Origin of the sequence: Pseudomonas sp. HMWF021 (assembly GCF_003061005.1) — a bacterium.
Taxonomy (GTDB): domain Bacteria; phylum Pseudomonadota; class Gammaproteobacteria; order Pseudomonadales; family Pseudomonadaceae; genus Aquipseudomonas.
Map to the genome: position 1 here is coordinate 1 of NZ_QAIK01000125.1, position 19,355 is coordinate 19,355.

At 61.0% G+C, this 19,355-nt stretch carries 15 protein-coding genes and 1 pseudogene; 7 read left to right on the forward strand and 9 right to left on the reverse strand.

Annotation, left to right across the window (positions count from 1 at the left end; translation table 11 throughout):
- Positions 1-1,291 (reverse strand): annotated as a pseudogene (locus DBR18_RS17195) (type IV secretion protein Rhs); the annotation flags it as partial.
- Between the two features lie 243 nt (positions 1,292-1,534).
- Here DBR18_RS17195 and DBR18_RS17200 point away from each other — a divergent pair.
- The gene (locus DBR18_RS17200; RefSeq protein WP_108591200.1) at positions 1,535-2,230 is read left to right on the forward strand and encodes an HAD-IA family hydrolase; all 696 of its coding nucleotides are present in this window, start codon (positions 1,535-1,537) and stop codon (positions 2,228-2,230) included.
- Between the two features lie 80 nt (positions 2,231-2,310).
- On the opposite strand, the gene DBR18_RS17205 is transcribed toward DBR18_RS17200, so the two are convergent.
- On the reverse strand, positions 2,311-3,057 hold the full coding sequence (locus DBR18_RS17205) for a 3-oxoacyl-ACP reductase family protein (protein ID WP_007966313.1): 747 nt from the start codon (positions 3,055-3,057) through the stop codon (positions 2,311-2,313).
- 126 nt (positions 3,058-3,183) lie between these two features.
- Here DBR18_RS17205 and DBR18_RS17210 point away from each other — a divergent pair, with 126 nt between their 5' ends.
- The gene (locus DBR18_RS17210; RefSeq protein WP_108591217.1) at positions 3,184-4,110 is read left to right on the forward strand and encodes a LysR family transcriptional regulator; all 927 of its coding nucleotides are present in this window, start codon (positions 3,184-3,186) and stop codon (positions 4,108-4,110) included.
- Between the two features lie 133 nt (positions 4,111-4,243).
- On the opposite strand, the gene DBR18_RS17215 is transcribed toward DBR18_RS17210, so the two are convergent.
- The 3 genes from DBR18_RS17215 to DBR18_RS17225 all read right to left on the reverse strand — a co-directional run bounded on the left by DBR18_RS17215 (position 4,244) and on the right by DBR18_RS17225 (position 7,834).
- Entirely contained in the window at positions 4,244-4,972 is a 729-nt protein-coding gene (locus tag DBR18_RS17215) for an aspartate/glutamate racemase family protein (protein WP_108591201.1), read from the reverse strand.
- Positions 4,973-5,026: 54 nt separating this feature from the next.
- Complete coding sequence (locus DBR18_RS17220; protein WP_108591202.1) at positions 5,027-6,565, reverse strand: NCS1 family nucleobase:cation symporter-1; 1,539 nt, start codon at positions 6,563-6,565, stop codon at positions 5,027-5,029.
- Positions 6,566-7,093: 528 nt separating this feature from the next.
- Positions 7,094-7,834 carry a phosphoadenylyl-sulfate reductase gene (locus DBR18_RS17225; protein WP_108591203.1) on the reverse strand — a complete coding sequence of 247 codons (741 nt, stop codon included), beginning with the start codon at positions 7,832-7,834 and terminating at the stop codon, positions 7,094-7,096.
- Between the two features lie 163 nt (positions 7,835-7,997).
- On the opposite strand from DBR18_RS17225, the gene thrH reads away from it, so the two are divergent.
- On the forward strand, positions 7,998-8,615 hold the full coding sequence (gene thrH, locus DBR18_RS17230) for a bifunctional phosphoserine phosphatase/homoserine phosphotransferase ThrH (RefSeq protein WP_041067615.1): 618 nt from the start codon (positions 7,998-8,000) through the stop codon (positions 8,613-8,615).
- A 96-nt stretch (positions 8,616-8,711) separates the two neighbouring features.
- Here thrH and pabB read toward each other — a convergent pair whose 3' ends face one another.
- The 4 genes from pabB to DBR18_RS17250 all read right to left on the reverse strand — a co-directional run bounded on the left by pabB (position 8,712) and on the right by DBR18_RS17250 (position 13,334).
- Positions 8,712-10,055: an aminodeoxychorismate synthase component I gene (gene pabB, locus DBR18_RS17235; protein ID WP_108591204.1), complete on the reverse strand. Its 1,344-nt coding sequence runs from the start codon at positions 10,053-10,055 to the stop codon at positions 8,712-8,714.
- A 215-nt stretch (positions 10,056-10,270) separates the two neighbouring features.
- On the reverse strand, positions 10,271-11,257 hold the full coding sequence (locus DBR18_RS17240; RefSeq protein ID WP_108591205.1) for an alpha-L-glutamate ligase-like protein: 987 nt from the start codon (positions 11,255-11,257) through the stop codon (positions 10,271-10,273).
- Positions 11,257-12,792 (reverse strand): inactive transglutaminase family protein, encoded by a 1,536-nt coding sequence (locus DBR18_RS17245; protein ID WP_108591206.1) that lies wholly within the window; start codon positions 12,790-12,792, stop codon positions 11,257-11,259. The genes DBR18_RS17240 and DBR18_RS17245 overlap by 1 nt, the downstream gene beginning before the upstream one ends.
- A gap of 5 nt (positions 12,793-12,797) precedes the next feature.
- Positions 12,798-13,334 (reverse strand): ATP-dependent zinc protease, encoded by a 537-nt coding sequence (locus DBR18_RS17250; protein ID WP_108591207.1) that lies wholly within the window; start codon positions 13,332-13,334, stop codon positions 12,798-12,800.
- Positions 13,335-13,691: 357 nt separating this feature from the next.
- On the opposite strand from DBR18_RS17250, the gene DBR18_RS17255 reads away from it, so the two are divergent.
- From DBR18_RS17255 to acnD, 4 genes are all read left to right on the forward strand, one after another.
- On the forward strand, positions 13,692-14,414 hold the full coding sequence (locus DBR18_RS17255; RefSeq protein WP_177416209.1) for a GntR family transcriptional regulator: 723 nt from the start codon (positions 13,692-13,694) through the stop codon (positions 14,412-14,414).
- Positions 14,411-15,301 (forward strand): methylisocitrate lyase, encoded by an 891-nt coding sequence (prpB, locus tag DBR18_RS17260; protein ID WP_083366502.1) that lies wholly within the window; start codon positions 14,411-14,413, stop codon positions 15,299-15,301. Before DBR18_RS17255 ends, prpB begins: the two co-directional genes overlap by 4 nt.
- Before the next feature lie 142 nt (positions 15,302-15,443).
- The gene (prpC, locus tag DBR18_RS17265) at positions 15,444-16,571 is read left to right on the forward strand and encodes a 2-methylcitrate synthase (RefSeq protein ID WP_108591208.1); all 1,128 of its coding nucleotides are present in this window, start codon (positions 15,444-15,446) and stop codon (positions 16,569-16,571) included.
- Positions 16,572-16,751: 180 nt separating this feature from the next.
- Positions 16,752-19,346, forward strand: coding sequence for a Fe/S-dependent 2-methylisocitrate dehydratase AcnD (acnD, locus tag DBR18_RS17270; RefSeq protein WP_108591209.1), 2,595 nt, complete (start codon positions 16,752-16,754; stop codon positions 19,344-19,346).
- Positions 19,347-19,355 lie beyond the last annotated feature (9 nt).

Genomic DNA, 19,355 nt, shown 5'->3' on the forward strand with positions numbered 1-19,355 from the left:
TTTTGGCCTGGTTCGAAGCGTCGTCGTGGGGTTCGTGACGCTCCATCCGGGTTGTGGTCCGCGACTTGTCCCGCGCCATCGGCGCCGGATTTGGCACGCTCAGCACCACCGAATCGGTTTGGCGAATGTTCAGCGGGATCGCAGGTGTCGGCTTCAAAGCCACATTGCGCGCATTGACCATCAACGGCTTCAATGCGACCGCGTGCTTGTTCAGATCCGCAGGGGAGGTCAGTTCGCTCAGACGCAACGCCGACGCGGCCAGCCATTCTCGCGCCCGAGGCGATTTGATCTTGCTCAGCGCCTTGCTGCTCAATCGCACGGGCACACCAACGCCGCTGGAAACCCGCATCAGTAAAAAGCTGATCAACAGTTCGACCCGAACTTCAGCGACCACTTCCGCGAGGTACTGCGGCGGTAGCATCTTCAACCAACTGGTAAACGCTGCCAGATGGATAAACAGCAACGGCTCGTCGCTGAGGACCAGCAAGCCATTGGCGATGGCCTCACTGGAGGCGTTGAGCAACGCTTGCAGCTCGATATCGGTCAGGTACTGCAGCAGTTTTTCACTGTTGGTCTGCAGATCGGCGAGCAGGGCAAATAGCTGTTTGATGTCATCCCAGATGCCGTGCAGGGCCTTCTCGAACCCACGCCAGTCGGCCTGTTGCAACTGGCGATAACGGTCACCGAAACCGGCGCCGGAAAACTCCGTCCAGAGTGGTTGAAACCCGTCCCATTCCTGACGAAGCCAGACTTCCAGCCCATCCAGAGTCTCTTCATAGGAGGCGTAGAGCGCTTTGACCTGGGCAGTGGAAACATCGGGAAAAAAGGTGATGCGATAACGCTGGCCCCGGTCGCAGTCGCTCACTTGCAGAATGCCGCTCGGGCCGATGGTATGGCGCAGCGGTTCACCGAAGCTCAATGCCCCGTCGACTTCGCCGATCACCGGTTCGAGCAGCACCGGGGTATCGCCTATCGGTACAAAGCGCGCCGCCTCGAACAGGTGCACCAGGGTCAAGGGGCCGCTCGCCGGGCACATGACTACCGAGGTCTGGATCGGCTGGCGGGAGTGCACGGGCGCGCTGAGGTGGACATCGTTGCCAACCTTGAATGCCTGCTCGACATCCAGTGCCGTACCCGTCCAGAACTGCTCGGCCCAGGCCTCGTAGTTGTTCAGGCACAGGCGAAATTCGCGGATCAGCGTTTCGAAGTCCGGATGCTCCGGGTTCAGCGCAGCAACCACCAGCAGGCCGATGCTGTTGTTCAGGGCCAGAAGCCGATCGGTTTGGAACATTCGCAGGCACTCGCGCACGTGAAAAAAGTGCGCGGACTTTGCGGGGGATCAAAAAGGAAAGAAGTCGGGAAAGTAGGCTTTATTTGTAGGATGTTTCTCTAAATAACGGCGAACCCTTCCGGCGAGGTCAACATTGCCCGTTGCTCAATGTCCGCTGGCCTCGCTATGCTGCTGAACCCATTAATCAGATCCGCGCAGCGGCGCCGCTGGGCCGCCCGGGATGTTTTGATAACGGATCCGATGATGAATGCACCGATGAAGACGTTTGGCCCGATCAAGGCCGTGATTTTCGACATGGACGGTCTGCTGCTGGACACCGAAGGCATCTACACCGAGGTCACGTCGCTCATCGCCGAGCGCTACGGCCGCACGTTCGACTGGAGCGTCAAACAGAACATCATCGGCCGTGGCGCCAATGACCTGGCGAACTACGTGGTGCAGGCGCTGGATCTGCCGATCAGCGCCGAAGAGTTTCTGGTGATCCGCGAGCCGCTGATGCGCGAACGCTTTCCCAAGGCCCAGGCGATGCCGGGGGCGGAGGAACTGATTCGCCACCTCAAGGCGCACAACATTCCGATCGCCGTGGGCACCAGCTCGTCGCGACAGTCGTTCGGCCAGAAAACCACGTTACACCGCGACTGGTTTGCGCTGTTCGACTTCATCGTTACGGCGGACGACCCGGAAGTCAGCGCAGCCAAGCCGGCACCGGACATCTTCCTCACCGCGGCCCGGCGTCTGGGCGTCGCGCCTGAAGACTGCCTGGTGTTCGAGGATTCGCCGTTTGGCGTCACCGCAGCGAAAGCGGCGGGGATGACCGCCATCGCAATTCCCGATGCGGCCATGGCCGACGAAAAATACGCCCACGCCGACGGGATTTTGCGCACGCTCAAGGCATTCACCCCAAGTGCTTGCGGTTTGCCGGCGCTGGAGTGGGCTTGACCGACCCATAAGCGCCTTAAAAAAAAACGCCGCCCTCGCCATTGAGGTGCGGCGTTTTTTTGTACCCGGGATTCAGCGCATCAGGCGCCAAAACCACCGTCGATGGTCAGGCTGGCACCGGTGATGTAACCGGCTTCCGGGCCTACCAGGTAGGCGACGAAACCGGCAATTTCATCGGCGGTGCCGTAACGACCCACCGCCATCAGCGGGATCAGGCTCTCGGCGAAATCACCATGGGCCGGGTTCATGTCGGTGTCGACCGGGCCGGGCTGCACGTTGTTGATGGTGATGCCGCGCGGGCCGAGATCGCGGGCCAGGCCTTTGGTCAGACCGACCAGCGCCGATTTGCTCATCGCGTACACCCCGCCACCGCCGAAGGGCATGCGGTCGGCGTTGGTGCTGCCGATGTTGACGATGCGCGAGCCTTCGCCCATGTGTTTTGCCGCTTCCTGAGACGCGATGAATACGCTGCGCACGTTGATCGCCAGAGTCTGGTCGAAGTCTTCCAGTTTGAAGTCTTCCAGCGGCGCGATGGCCAGCACGCCAGCGTTGTTCACCAGAATATCGAGGCGACCAAAAGCTTCGACGGTGGCGCTGACCGCGTTGCGGATAGCTGTTTCGTCGGCGCTGTCCGCTTTGATCGCCAGGGCTTTGCCGCCCTTGGCGGTGATGCTGTTCTGCAGTTCTTCGGCCTTGGCGGCGGAGCTGACGTAGGTGAACGCGACGGCGGCGCCTTCTGCAGCCAGACGTTTGACGATAGCGGCGCCGATGCCACGGGAACCGCCCTGAATCAGAGCAACTTTACCGCTGAGGTGTTGAGTGGTCATGTTCGATCTCCAGGAAGTTGAAGGCGGGGTGCCTTGGTGTTGGAGCCGAGTATCGGCCTGGCATCGACAACCGTGTAGACCATGATTGCTATAGTCTGTGTAAACCAGAAGTTTACAGTGACGATCATGGAAACGTTCAGCAGCATCGAATGCTTCGTGCGCAGCGCCGAAGTCGGCAGCTTCGCCGAGGCCGCACGACGCCTGAGCCTGACCCCGGCAGCTGTCGGCAAGAGTGTGGCGAAGCTCGAGGTGCGGCTCGGTGTACGGCTGTTCCAGCGTAGTACACGCAGCCTGACCCTGACCGAGGCCGGTCAGTTGTTCTTAAATCAGGTCAGCGCCAGCCTGACCACCATCCAGAATGCCGTGGCTAATCTGGCCAGTGTCGAAGGGCTTCCGGCGGGGTCGCTGAAGGTCAGCATGGGCACGGCTTTCGGCTGCCTGCACATCGTGCCGATGCTCGGCGAGTTTCTACGGCGCTACCCGGCGATCAGCCCGGATTGGCATTTTGATAACCGTCAGGTCGATCTGATCGGGCAGGGTTTCGACGCGGCCATCGGTGGCGGTTTCGAATTGCCCCAAGGGGTGGTGGCCCGCAGGCTGAGTCCGGCGCATCGGGTGTTGGTGGCGTCTACGGATTATTTGCAGGCCAATCCGGCCATTACAGAGCCGGACGAACTCAAGTACCACGACGGCATTCTGATTCGTTCGCCGCAAACCGGGCGCGTACGTTCCTGGCAGTTGACCGGTCGTGATCCTCAGGTCTGTCGCCCCTTGACGCTCAAGGCGCGCATGACCATGAGCGACTCCGAGGCCGCTTGCATCGCGGCATGCCAGGGTCTGGGCGTTGCCTTGGTCAGCATGCCGTTTGCTTCGGGGTATCTGGAGTCGGGCCGGTTGCAACGGGTGCTGCCGGACTGGTACATCGACGACGGCTACACCTCGATCTATTACGCCGAACACAAGTTGCTGCCGGGCAAGACCCGGGCGTTTGTCGATTTTTTGATTGAGCAGTTTGCACAGCGGGGGTTGGCGCAGCGGTTCAGTGCTGTCTGAGCAGGACTTTGGGACCGAGGTGATGCCATCGCGGGCAAGCCACGCTCCCACAGGTTCTTCGTTGTTCCCATGATGGTGATACAACGCGAAACCTGTGGGAGCGTGGCTTGCCCGCGATAAACGATAACGCGGTCTACCGGGCAAACCGCTGCGCCCAACCAATGATCTGCTTCGGCCGCGGCGTCGCATACGTCCGCACCTTGGACGTCGACAACCCCAATCGCACCAGCGATTCGGCGATGGCCACCGCCGCCGTCACGCCATCCACCACCGGCACTCCGGTGCGGCGACGGATCTGTTCATCCAGCCCGGCCATGCCGCCGCAACCCAGGCAAATCACTTCGGCCTTGTCCTGAGTCACCGCCAGTTCCGCCTGCTGCACGATGGCTTCCAGCGCGCGTTGCGGTTCATGTTCCAGCTCCAGCACCGCCAGGCCGCTGGCCCGCACCGACGCACAACGATCCCACAGGCCCGAGAGTTTCAGCCGATCCTCGATCAGCGGCACGGTGCGATCCAGCGTGGTGACCACCGAATAGGCGTGGCCGAGAAACATCGCGGTGCTGGCAGCGGCGTCGGTGATGTCCACCACCGGTACGTTGAGCAGTTCCTGCAAACCTTCGCGACCGTGTTCGCCGTAACCGGCCTGAATCACCGCGTCGAACGGTTGGTCGTAGGACATCACCCGATCCATCACGGCGATGGCCGCCAGGTAACTTTCGAAATTGCCTTCCACCGAATCCGCGCCGAAGAACGGCGTCAGGCCGACGATTTCCGTACCGGGGGATGCGACCGCCTGCGCCGAGCGGGCGATGGCCTGGGTGATGGATTCGGTGGTGTTGACGTTGACCACAAGAATACGCATGAGAAGTCCTTATTGCGGGCAGTTCAGCGGCCCGAAATCCGGGCCGCGAGGAAGTTAATGGCTGACGTTGTCGACGGCGATGGATTCGCCGCTGACGTCGGCGTAGTGCGGCTGACGTCTGGCGATGATCAGGTAGAGCATTCCGGCAATGCCGGCGCCCACCAGCCAGGAGAACGGCGAGATGCTGTGGAAACCCGGCACCAGCGCCAGGACGATGGCGATCAAAGCCGCAGGAATGAACGCCGCCACCGCGCGGAAATTCACCCCGCGGCTGTAGTAATAAGCGCCGTTAGGATCTTCGCTGTAGAGCTGCGGGACGTGGATCCGGCCTTTGCGGATCAACCAGTAGTCGACCATGATCACCCCGTACAACGGGCCGAGCAGGGCGCCAAGACCGGACAGGAAATACACGATCACCAGCGGACTGTTGTAGAGGTTCCACGGCAGGATCAGCACGGCGAGGGTCGCGCTGATCAGCCCGGCGCGGCGGAAGGTCAGGTATTTCGGCGCCAGATTGCTCAGCACGAACGCCGGCGCAACGAAGTTGGCCATGATGTTCACCGCCACGGTGACGATCAGGAACGCCAGGCAACCGAGCACCAGAAAGAACGTGTTGGGGATCGAGGCGATGATCTCGGTCGGGCTTTCGATGATCCGCCCGTTGATCTGGAATTGCGCACCGCACAGCAGGACCGTGATGGCGGCAAACACCAGAATGTTCACCGGCAGGCCCCAGAAGTTACCGATCTTGATGGTCTTGCGGCATGGCGAGGAGCGGGCGAAGTCGCAGAAATTCAGGATCAGCGTGCCGTAGATCGCCAGCCACAGCGCGCCGCCGGCAAAGATGTTGCGCCACATCTCGCCACCAGTCAGCGGTTCGCGGATTGACCAGGCGATGGTTGCGTTGGCCTCGGTGTACATCCATGCGGCGAGGGCGGCGACGGTCAGCAGAATCACCGGCCCGGCAAACGCCTCGTAACGGCGGACCATTTCCATGCCGTAGGCGAGGATCGCCAGTTGCACGAACCAGATCGCCACGAAGCATACCCAGCCCAAAGTCGACAGACCGAGGATCGAGTTGTGGTCGTAATCGGCAAAACCTGGGTGAATCGCCGTCAGCAACACGCGAAACACCACCGACGCCAGATACGTCTGAATGCCGAACCAGGCGATGGCGATCACCGCCCGGATCAATGCCGGGATCTGCGCGCCATGGATGCCGAAACTGATCCGGCTGATCACCGGAAACGGCACCCCGGTTTTCTGCCCCATGTAGCCGGACAGGTTCATGAAGAAATACACCAGCGCCGCGCCGATGCCCAGCGACAGCAGAATCTGCCAGCCACCCAGGCCCAGCGCATAGAGGCCGATGGCGAACGAATAGTTGGCGATGTTGTGCACATCGTTGGTCCACAGGGCAAAGATGCTGTATTTGCCCCAGCGCCGACCTTCGGCCCGGGTCGGGGCCAGGTCGCGGTTGTGCAGGCGGGGGCTCAGTTGTAACGGTTCGGTCAGGCCAGACTCGGGCAATGGCTGGTCGAGGGCAGAGGCGGGCAGATTCAGCGCGATGTTGTTGGAGAGACTTGTACGCATTCCGGCAGGCTCCTGATGTGCGGGGCCGCGATGACTGTGCATGAGCCCAGGGCTCGACAAATCTTCGGCGCGGCCAGCAAACATCACTGGTTATGGGGCATCTGCAGCCTGTACGGGATAGGGCGCTTCAGGCTTGCGGATCGAAAGTGTGCGGTCATGTTTTGCAGTTTTGTATACAAAACATGTATGCACTAAAGCCAGATCTGTGCCAGTTGCCGATCTATGCCGGGCTACGCTCATTTCGAAAAGTTATCGAAGAGCGCTAAGTCTCTGAAAATAATTGGTTATAAATTGACCGGTCGAACAGGTATTTATTTTTTACGAGGGATTTGCGGGGAGGGCGAAGCGCAGAGGTGTACAGCAAGGATGTAACTTTTCAGGGCGCGAAAACAAAAAAGTGCACACATAAATGGCACCGATGGTGACATTCGTGTGTACACATTTTTTCAGGATCAAAAGATCGCAGCCTGCGGCAGCTCCTACATGGGAATGCGGTCACCTGTAGGAGCTGCCGCAGGCTGCGATCTTTTAGCTGTTGGACTTGCTGATGATATTCCCCGCATGCAACCCGCACTCTTTCTGCGTCGCTTCTTCCCACCACCAGCGGCCTTCGCGCTCGTGCTGATTCGGCAGGACCGGGCGGGTGCAGGGTTCGCAGCCGATGCTGATGAAGCCGCGCTCATGCAGGCTGTTGTATGGCAGCTCGAGCATGCGGATGTAGCCCCAGATCTCTTCGCTGGTCATCTGCGCCAGCGGGTTGAACTTGTAGAGCGTGCGTTCCGGGGTGGAGAACGCGGTGTCGATTTCCAGCACCGCCACGGCGCTGCGGGTGCCCGGGCTCTGATCGCGGCGCTGGCCGGTGGCCCAGGCTTTGACGCCGGACAGTTTGCGCCGCAGCGGCTCGATCTTGCGGATGCCGCAGCACTCGCCATGGCCGTCCTTGTAGAAGCTGAACAGGCCCTTTTCCTTCACGAACGGTTCCAGTTTCGTGTAGTCCGGCGAGACGATTTCGATGTCGATCTTGTAGTGCTCGCGCACCTGCTCGATGAAGCGGTAGGTCTCCGGGGGCAGGCGGCCGGTGTCGAGGCTAAACACCTTGACGTTTTTGTTCAGCTTCCAGGCCATGTCCACCAGCACCACGTCCTCGGCACCACTGAAAGAGATCCACAGCTCGTCGCCGAACTCGGCGAACGCGAGTTTCAGGATGTCCTGGGCGGATTTGTTGGCATAGGTCGTGGCGAGTTCCACGACATCGAACGTTGGGCTCATCAGGGCGGCTTCCTACAGGTCGGTGGCGCTGGGCGCTCTATATGGCGGCGATGTTAACAAAAAGCGGCGGGGTACGGGGCGCCCGCTGCGTTGCGCGGTCGCGGGGGAGTCGCTAGAGTTCGGGCTCGCTCGACTCAATAATCACTACAAACGGGAGTGTCTTGTGGAAATTGCTTGCCTGGATCTTGAAGGGGTACTGGTGCCGGAAATCTGGATCGCCTTCGCCGAAAAAACCGGAATCGAATCCCTCAAGGCCACCACCCGGGACATTCCCGATTACGACGTGCTGATGAAGCAGCGTCTGCGCATCCTCGACGAGCACGGCCTGAAGCTTTCGGACATCCAGGAAGTGATCGCCACCCTCAAGCCGCTGGACGGCGCAGTGGAGTTCGTCGACTGGCTGCGCGAGCGCTTCCAGGTGGTGATTCTCTCTGACACCTTCTATGAGTTCTCCCAGCCGCTGATGCGCCAGTTGGGCTTCCCGACCTTGCTTTGCCATCGCCTGATCACCGACGACAGCGGGCGAGTGACCAGTTATCAACTGCGCCAGAAAGATCCCAAGCGCCAGTCAGTGCTGGCGTTCAAGAGCCTGTACTACCGCGTGATTGCGGCGGGGGATTCGTATAACGACACGAGTATGCTCGGCGAGGCGGATGCGGGGATTCTGTTCCATGCGCCGGACAATGTGATTCGCGAGTTCCCGCAGTTTCCGGCGGTGCATACGTTTGCCGAGTTGAAGCAGGAATTCCTCAAGGCCTCGAACCGCGACCTGTCCCTGTAACCCAATCACTCTGTAGGAGCTGCCGAAGGCTGCGATCTTTTGATCCTTAAAAGCAAAGATCGCAGCCTGCGGCAGCTCCTACACGGGGTGTGGTGTTTAGAGGTTTTGCAGGGTGTCGAGCAGGATTCTGACTTTGGTAATCGACTCCTGATACTCCGCCTGCCAGTCCGAGTCGGCCACGATCCCGCCACCGCCCCAGCAACACACCTGCCCGTCCTTGACCAACAGACTGCGAATGGCGATGGAGCTGTCCATCTCGCCGCGTACGTCCAGGTACAGCAACGAACCGCAATACAAACCGCGCCGCGTCGGCTCCAATTCGTCAATGATCTGCATCGCGCGAATCTTCGGGGCGCCGGTGATCGAGCCACCGGGGAAGCTGCCGGCGATCAAATCCAGTGCGTCGCGATCCTCGGCCAGTTCACCGGTCACGCTGCTGACCAGGTGATGCACGTTGGGATAGCTTTCCAGGCTGAACAGCTCCGGCACCCGTACCGAGCCGATGCGGCAGGTGCGGCCGAGGTCGTTGCGCAGCAGGTCGACGATCATCAGGTTTTCCGCGCGATCCTTGGGGCTGGCCAGCAGTTCGGCGGCGTTGGCGGCGTCTTCCGCAGGTGACAGGCCACGGGGGCGGGTGCCTTTGATCGGGCGGGTTTCAACCTGGCGCTGGCTGACTTTGACGAAACGCTCCGGCGACAGGCTCAGCACCGCGCCGCCATCGGGCAGGCTCTGGTAACCGGAGAACGGCGTCGGGCAGGCCTCGCGCAACGCGCAATAGGCCAGCCACGGGTCACCCTGACAGGTTGCGCGGAAGCGCTGGGCGAAATTGACCTGATAACAGTCGCCGGCCTGAATGTATTGATGAATGCGTTCCAGCGCCTGGCGATAGTCGTCCGGCGACAGGTCGGCGGTCATCGGCGTATTCAATTTGAAGGGTGTCAGCGTCGTCGTTGCCGATTGGCTGAACAAGGTAATCAGCCGTTGCCGCTCGCTGTCGGCCAGCGACGGGTGAAACACCAGTTGGCTGGTGGCGGTCTGGTGATCGCTGATCAGCGCCCAGTCGTACAGGCCGAACCGCGAGTCGGGCAATTGCAGATCGTCCCGGGCCTGGCTCGGCAGGTGTTCCAGATGCCGGCCAAAGTCGTAACTCAGATAGCCGATCAGGCCGCCGGCGAAGGGCAGGTCATATCCCGCAGGCAACTGTGCTTCGCCCAGGCGGGTCAGATTATCCCGCAGGCGTTGCAGGAAAACGCTTCCGCTTTCGTCAGGCAACACCGCCAGTTGTTCCAGCGGCCAGGCGCTGAGCAGGTCGTAACGGCCACGGTCGGCACTCGGCCGGCCGCTGTCGAGCAGCACGGCGCCGGGCGCATGGCGGATGGCCGCGAAGTAGTCGGCGGGGTTGGCGCGGTAGGGCAGCGGGTGTACGGAACAGGTCAACATGGGCGGGGCAGATCGGCCATCGAGGCGGGGTGGGAATTGTAGTCCTCTGCGGGAGTTGCTCCTAGAGGGGATGTCGGGGATGAGCAGATTGGGGGCAGGGTTGAGTCTTGTGGTGGCGGTAAGTCCGCTATCGCGAGCAGGCTCACTCCTACAATCTGGAATGCGTTCCCCTGTAGGAGTGAGCCTGCTCGCGATAGCCGCGCCTCAGTGCTGGATCAGCCCTCGACCGCCGGAATATGCCCAAACATTTCCTGAGTGAACGCCACCCGTTCTTCAACCGATTCGGTCACGCCACGCGCCTTCAGCTCCTCCAGATGTGCTTCGACCGCATGCGTACGCTGGGTCAGCCCGCAATCATTGGCAATCTGGATATTGAGCCCCGGCCGTGCATTCAGCTCGAGAATCAGCGGGCCTTTCTCCTGGTCCAGCACCATGTCCACACCGATATAACCCAGCCCGCACAGCTCATAGCAGCCAGCGGCAAGTTTCATGAAACCGTCCCAGTAGGGCAGTTGCACGCCGTCCACCGCGTTGGTGGTGTCGGGGTGTTTGTTGATGATGTTGTTCAGCCAGGTGCCGCGCAGGGTCAGGCCGGTGGCGAGGTCGACACCGACGCCGATGGCGCCTTGGTGCAGGTTGGCCTTGCCGCCGGACTGACGGGTCGGCAGGCGCAGCATCGCCATCACCGGATAGCCCATCAGCACGATGATGCGAATGTCCGGCACGCCTTCGTAGCTGATGCTTTTGAAGATCTGGTCCGGGGTTACCCGGTATTCGATCAGCGCGCGGTCGCGGTGACCGCCCAGCGAATACAGGCCGGTGAGAATGCTCGAGATATGGTGCTCGAGTTCTTCGTGAGCGAGGATTTTGCCCGACACCGTGCGATAGCGGCCTTCGAAGCGGTCAGCGATGACGATGATGCCGTCACCGCCCGCACCTTGAGCCGGCTTGATCACGAAGTCGTTGCGCCCGCCGATGATCTCGTCGAGCTTGTCGATTTCCTTCTCGGTGGAAATCACGCCATACAGCTCCGGCACATGAATGCCGGCCTCGATGGCGCGCTCTTTGGTGATGATCTTGTCATCGACGATCGGGTACAGGCTGCGCTTGTTGTACTTGAGCACATAGTCGGCGTTACGCCGGTTGATGCCCATGATGCCCCGGGCCTCCAGGGCCTTCCAGGTCTTCCAGAAACCGAACATCAGGCTTCAGCCTTCTTCAGGAAAGCCTTGAAACGCACCAGTTCAGTCAGGCGATAACCGCGATAACGCCCCATCGCCAGCATGAAACCGACCAGAATCAGCAGGATCGCCGGGAAAGTGAACACGAAGTACACCAGCTCCGGCACGGTCATGATCAGGTGTGCCAGCGAGGCGGCGAACAGGGTGCCGATCGCCACTTTCATGGCATGGCTGGCGCCGCGTTCTTCCCAGGTGATCGACAGGCGTTCGATGGTCATGGTCAGAATCACCATCGGGAACAGCGCCACCGACAGACCGCGCTCCAGACCCAGCTTGTGACTGAACAGACTGATCGCCGCAATCAGCACCACCACGAAGGTCAGTACCACCGACAGGCGCGGCAGCATCTGCAGCTTCAGGTGTTCCAGGTACGAACGTAACGACAGGCCCAGCGCGGTGATCACGGTGAACAGCAGGATACCGAAGCCCAGTTGCGTTTCGCGGAAGGCCAGGGCGATCAGTACCGGGGTAAAGGTGCCGAGGGTCTGCAGGCCGATCAGGTTGCGCAGGATCAGGATCACCAGCACGCCGATCGGGATCATCACCATGATCATGAACGTCTGCTGGGTCTGCAGCGGCAGGCCGTACAGCGAGTATTCGAGGAAGTTGGCGTCGGTGTTTTCGTCGGTCAGCTTGGCCAGACGAATCGCGTTCATCTCGCTGTTGTTCAGGCTGAAGGTCACGTTGGCTTTCTTCGCGCCCTCGATGGTGATCAGGTTTTCATCACCGGTCCACCACAGCAGGCGGTCGGTCGGCAGGCCTTGCTCGCCGGTTTCAGGGTTGAAGTACAACCAGTCGCTGCCATTGAAGCTGCGCAGCCACAGTTCCGGGGTCTGCGGTTGATCGGCAACGAGGCGGATGGTGTGGACTTTTTCCACGGGTACGTGGGCGATGGACAGCAGCAGTTCGACGATTTTCGCCTTGTGCGGCGTCGACGGGTCGCCGGCCAGCAGCAGTTTGACATTGTCGTCGTTGGCGTTGTTGACGCGTTTGATCGCTTCGCCAATGAAGGTTTCGACGTCGGCCGAGTGCTGACGGATCGGCGCGAGCAGGGCTTCGGCGGCGATTTTTTCCGGGCCTTCGATGGCCATGCTGTCGCGGAAGGTCGGGCCTTTGATCTTGGTTTTTTCAGCGGTGTAACGCTTGGTCAGCACCAGACGGTAATAAAGGGTCTGGTTGCCCTTGGCCCGGCGCGCCGACCAGGTGACCTTGCGGTTGCCGTCGACACGGTTGACCGCCACACCGTAGTTATTGGAGATGAAGCTTTCGTTGAGGCTTACGTAGTCGCGGCTCAGCGGTGGTACGAACATCTGGATCTTGACCGGATCCTTGGTGCTGGCGACGAACTCGACCTTGGCGTCGATGTTCCACAAGTCGTCCGTGGCGTCTTCGGTCACCGGGATGCCGAGGACGAAAATCTGATAGGCCGTAACCGAAACGCCCAGAAGCACCAGAATGGTGATCAGGATTTTCAGGTGGAAGGTTAGAGAACGCATGGAAATTACTCGGCGGTATGAGCGGCGATGGCGCAGGCGGGTTTGCCGGCAGCGTATTTAAGACTGGGGTCGACCAGCGCGTCGAAGCGTTTCAGGGCTTCGGAGCCGATCAAAAGCGGGTATTGGAACGCACTACGGTCGGTCAGGTTCACTTCGATGCTGCGCATCGCCGTGCCCATGCAGATATCCAGCTCGATCACCGGACGGGCGGTGTACTTCTTGCCTTCTTCCGGATCGAAGTCGCCGGCGCGGCGCTTGATCTTGCTGACCCGGGCCAGCGGCCGTTCGATCGGATGCGAATGTGCCGCGTCGATCGCCAGATAGAAGCGTACCCAGGACTCGCCGTTGCGTTTGAAGCGTTTGATATCGCGGGCGCTCAACGAGGCGGTTTTGGCGCCGGTGTCGAGCTTGGCTGCAACTTGCAGATTGATGCCGTCCAGCGCTGCATATTCGTTGAGGCCGTACACGGTTTTTTCCCCCGCCGCGGCGAGGCCAGGCAGGCAAAACAGCGCAAAAAATGTGGAGAAGGGCTTGAGTCTCATAAATCCTGGTGCGCAGCGTTCCGTTTTCGGTTCAGGTTCCTGGCAATACTGCGCAAGCTCCTTCGTGTGCCTATCAGCTTTTTATGACAAGCCGTATAAATGGCCAGCAAATGCGGGCGGCATTCTAGCACGGTGGTTTTATGGCGCCAGCGCTTGGGCCGGTCTATAAACAGATCAAAAGATCGCAGCCTGCGGCAGCTCCTACAGGGTGTACGCGAATCCAATGTAGGAGCTGCCGAAGGCTGCGATCTTTTCGGGTTATTAGACGATTGTCGACAATATCCATTTATCCTTTGACTGGCGCCGGCTAATTGGCTAGGTTTTGCCGCATTGGATTTGAAGGTGTCGACAATCATGCTGGATCAACTCGATCCCCCGGTCATCAGCGGCGAGGATTCCGAGACGCTCTCGGAAAACGTCTTCCGGCGCATCCAGGCGGCTATCGTCAAAGGCGAGATCGCCCCGGGTAGCAAGATCTCCGAGCCAGAGCTGGCGCGCACCTACGGCATCAGCCGCGGGCCGCTGCGCGAGGCCATTCATCGGCTCGAAGGCCAGCGTCTGTTGGTGCGTGTACCGCACGTCGGCGCGCGGGTGGTGTCGCTCAGCCACGCCGAATTACTCGAACTCTACGAAATCCGCGAATCCCTTGAAGGCATGGCCTGTCGGCTGGCGGCCGAACGCATGAGCGTCGAAGAAATCGACGAACTGCGCCGTGTGCTCGAAACCCACGAGCGCGACGCCGCGTTTCAGGCGGGCGTCGGCTACTACCAGCAGGAAGGCGATTTCGACTTCCACTACCGGATCATTCAGGGCAGCGGCAACCGCACGCTGACGCAGATGCTCTGCGGCGAGCTGTACCAACTGGTGCGCATGTACCGCATCCAGTTTTCCACCACGCCCAACCGCCCGCGTCAGGCCTTCGCCGAACACCACCGCATTCTCGATGCCATCGCCGACCGTGACGGCGAACTCGCGGAATTGTTGATGCGCCGCCACATCGGCGCCTCCAAACGCAACATCGCCCGTCATTACCAGGACGGCGCCGACAATAAGACAGCCACTGAACGAGGTGAGTCATGAGTTCCAAGCAGAACACTCCAGGCCAGCGTTTCCGCGATGCGGTCGCCAGCGAGCATCCATTGCAGGTGGTCGGCGCGATCAACGCCAACCACGCGCTGCTGGCCAAGCGTGCCGGTTTCAAGGCGATCTACCTGTCCGGTGGCGGGGTGGCCGCAGGTTCGCTCGGCGTGCCGGATCTGGGCATCACCGGCCTGGATGACGTGCTGACCGACGTGCGGCGCATCACCGACGTCTGCGATCTGCCCTTGCTGGTGGATGTCGACACCGGTTTCGGTTCGTCGGCGTTCAACGTCGCGCGCACCGTGAAGTCGATGATCAAGTTCGGCGCGGCGGCGATTCACATCGAAGACCAGGTCGGCGCCAAGCGTTGCGGCCACCGCCCGAACAAAGAGATCGTCAGCCAGCAGGAAATGGTCGACCGCATCAAGGCAGCGGTCGATGCGCGCACCGACGACAGCTTCGTGATCATGGCGCGCACCGATGCGCTGGCCGTTGAAGGTCTGGAGTCGGCACTGGATCGCGCCGCCGCGTGCATCGAGGCCGGCGCCGACATGATCTTCCCGGAAGCCATCACCGAGCTTGAGATGTACAAGCTGTTCGCCAACCGCGTGAAGGCGCCGATCCTCGCCAACATCACCGAGTTCGGCTCGACGCCGCTGTATACCACCGAGCAACTGGCCGGCGCCGACGTGTCGCTGGTGCTGTACCCGCTGTCGGCATTCCGCGCGATGAACAAGGCCGCGGAAAATGTCTACACCGCGATTCGCCGCGACGGCACCCAGCAGAATGTCATCGACACCATGCAGACGCGCATGGAGCTTTACGATCGCATCGACTACCACACGTTCGAGCAGAAGCTTGATGCGTTGTTTGCCGCGAAAAAATAAAAGTCAAAAGATCGCAGCCTTCGGCAGCTCCTACATGAACCGCATTCCCCTGTAGGAGCTGTCGAGTGCAACGAGGCTGCGATCTTTTGCAAACAACACCGTAATTGCAGATTCCCTAACAAATTCAAGATTGGAGACAGCAATGGCCGAAGCAAAAGTACTCAGTGGCGCCGGGCTCCGGGGCCAGGTTGCCGGACAAACCGCATTGTCCACCGTGGGCCAGGCCGGTGCCGGGCTGACCTATCGCGGCTACGACGTGCGTGAACTGGCGGCAGACGCGCAGTTCGAAGAAGTCGCTTACCTGCTGCTGTACGGCGAACTGCCGACCCAGGCGCAACTCGACGCCTACCAGCAAAAGCTGAGCAAGCTGCGCGACCTGCCGCAAGCTCTGAAAGAAGTGCTCGAACGCATTCCCGCCGACGCTCACCCGATGGACGTGATGCGCACCGGTTGCTCGTTCCTCGGCAACCTCGAACCGGAGAAAGACTTCTCCGAACAGCGCGACAAGACTGACCGCCTGCTCGCCGCATTCCCGGCGATCATGTGCTACTGGTATCGCTTCAGTCATGACGGCAAGCGCATCAACTGCGTCAGCGACGAACCGACCATCGGCGGCCACTTCCTGCACCTGCTGCACGACAAGAAGCCGAGCGAGCTGCACGTCAAGGTGATGAACGTTTCGCTGATCCTCTACGCCGAGCACGAATTCAACGCCTCGACCTTCACCGCTCGCGTTTGCGCATCGACCCTGTCCGACCTGTATTCCTGCGTCACCGCTGCTATCGGTTCGTTGCGCGGCCCGCTGCATGGCGGTGCCAACGAGGCGGCGATGGAGATGATCGAGCGCTTCAGCTCGCCGGAAGAGGCGATCAAAGGCACCCTCGGCATGCTCGAACGCAAGGACAAGATCATGGGCTTCGGCCACGCGATCTATAAGGACAGCGATCCGCGCAACGAGGTGATCAAGGGCTGGTCGAAAAAACTTGCGGACGAAGTCGGTGACAAGGTGTTGTTTCCGGTCTCCGAAGCCATCGACAAGACCATGTGGGAGCAGAAAAAACTGTTCCCCAACGCCGACTTCTACCATGCCTCGGCGTACCACTTCATGGGCATCCCGACCAAGCTGTTCACGCCGATCTTCGTCTGCTCGCGCCTGACCGGCTGGGCCGCGCACGTGTTCGAACAGCGCGCCAACAACCGCATCATCCGTCCAAGCGCCGAGTATGTCGGCGTTGAACAGCGCAAGTTCGTGCCAATCGAACGTCGCTGAATGGTGAGGGCCAGCCACAAAGCGCAACCCCTGTAGGAGCTGCCGAAGGCTGCGATCTTTTGATCTTGATCTTGATCTTAAAAAACAAAATCAAAAGATCGCAGCCTTCGGCAGCTCCTACAGGGGGGCGGTGTGGAGGCCTCTTCCCTTTGAAACTACCGTGACCCGAGTCCTGACCCGATGAACACAGAATTCCGCAAAAACCTGCCCGGCAGTTCCCTGGATTATTTCGACGTCCGTGCGGCGGTCGAGGCGATTCAGCCCGGCAGCTACGACACCCTGCCGTACACCTCCCGCGTGCTGGCGGAAAACCTTGTGCGTCGCTGCGACCCGGCCACGCTCACCGATTCGCTGAAACAACTGATCGAACGCAAACGCGACCTCGACTTCCCGTGGTTCCCGGCACGCGTGGTGTGCCACGACATTCTCGGCCAGACCGCACTGGTCGACCTCGCCGGCCTGCGTGACGCGATCGCCCTGCAGGGTGGTGACCCGGCGCAGGTCAACCCGGTGGTGCCGACGCAACTGATCGTCGACCACTCGCTGGCGGTGGAAGCGGGCGGTTTCGACCAGCAGGCGTTCGAGAAGAACCGCGCCATCGAAGACCGGCGCAACGAAGACCGTTTCCACTTCATCAACTGGACCAAAAAGGCTTTCAAGAACGTCGATGTGATCCCGCCGGGCAACGGCATCATGCACCAGATCAACCTGGAGAAAATGTCCCCGGTGATTCAGGTGCGCGACGGCGTGGCGTTCCCCGACACCTGCGTCGGCACCGACAGCCACACCCCGCATGTCGATGCGCTGGGCGTGATCGCCATCGGCGTCGGTGGACTTGAAGCCGAGAGCGTGATGCTCGGTCGCGCCTCGTGGATGCGCCTGCCGGAAAGCGTCGGCGTCGAACTGACCGGCAAGCTGCAACCGGGCATCACCGCCACCGACATGGTGCTGGCCCTGACCGAATACCTGCGCAAACAGAAAGTCGTCGGCGCGTGGCTGGAGTTCTTCGGCGAAGGCGCGTCCGCGCTGACCCTCGGCGACCGCGCGACCATCTCCAACATGGCCCCGGAATACGGCGCCACCGCGGCGATGTTCTACATCGACCAGCAGACCATCGACTACTTGAAACTCACCGGTCGCGAAGACCAGCAAGTGCAGCTCGTCGAGCAATACGCCAAACTCAACGGCCTGTGGGCCGACAGCCTGAAGGGCGCGCAATACGAGCGTGGCCTGACGTTCGACTTGTCGTCGGTGGTGCGCAACATGGCCGGCCCGAGCAACCCGCACGCTCGCGTCGCGGTAGCGGATCTGGCGGCCAAAGGCATCTCCGGGCAGTGGGATGACGTACCGGGGCAGATGCCCGACGGCGCAGTGATCATCGCCGCCATCACCAGTTGCACCAATACCAGCAACCCACGCAACGTGATCGCCGCAGGCCTCTTGGCGCGCAATGCCAACAAGCTTGGCCTGACGCGCAAGCCGTGGGTCAAATCCTCGCTGGCACCGGGTTCGAAAACCGTGGCGCTTTACCTCGACGAAGCGGGGCTGACCACGGAGCTGGAACAGCTCGGTTTCGGCGTCGTCGCGTTTGCCTGCACCACCTGCAACGGCATGTCCGGCGCCCTCGATCCGGTGATCCAGCAAGAGATCATCGACCGCGATCTGTATGCGACTGCCGTGCTTTCCGGCAACCGCAACTTCGACGGGCGCATCCACCCGTACGCCAAACAGGCGTTCCTCGCCTCGCCGCCGCTGGTGGTCGCTTACGCCATTGCCGGCACCATCCGTTTCGACATCGAGAAGGATGTGCTGGGCGTGGTCGACGGCAAGGAAATCCGCCTCAAAGACATCTGGCCGAGCGACGAAGAAATCGACGCGGTGGTGAAGTCGTCGGTCAAGCCGGAGCAGTTCCGTCAGGTCTACATTCCGATGTTCGCCGTCCATGAAGACACCGGCCCGAAAGTCACGCCGCTATACGACTGGCGCGAGATGAGCACCTACATCCGCCGTCCGCCGTACTGGGAAGGTGCACTGGCCGGGGCGCGGCCGCTGAAGGGCATGCGTCCGCTGGCGGTGCTGCCGGACAACATCACCACCGATCACCTGTCGCCCTCCAACGCGATCATGCTCGACAGCGCCGCCGGCGAATACCTGGCGAAAATGGGCCTGCCGGAAGAGGACTTCAACTCGTACGCCACGCACCGTGGCGACCACTTGACCGCGCAACGCGCGACCTTCGCCAACCCGAAACTGTTCAACGAAATGGTTCAGGAAAACGGCAAGGTCAAACAGGGTTCGCTGGCGCGGGTCGAGCCAGAAGGCAAAGTGATGCGCATGTGGGAAGCCATCGAAACCTACATGGAGCGCAAGCAACCGCTGATCATCATTGCCGGCGCCGACTACGGTCAGGGTTCGTCCCGCGACTGGGCGGCGAAGGGCGTGCGTCTGGCGGGCGTGGAAGCGATCGTCGCCGAAGGTTTCGAGCGCATCCATCGCATCAACCTGGTGGGCATGGGCGTGTTGCCGCTGGAATTCAAACCGGGCACCGACCGCCACACCCTGGCCATCGACGGCAGCGAAACCTACGACGTGATCGGCGCCCGCACCCCGCGCGCCGACCTGACGCTGGTGATCCACCGCAAGAACGGCGAGTGCGTTGAAGTGCCGGTGACCTGCCGGCTGGACACCGCTGAAGAAGTGTCGATCTACGAGGCCGGCGGCGTGTTGCAGCGCTTCGCCCAGGACTTCCTCGAAGAGTCGGCTGTTGCCGTTTAAATCACGTAG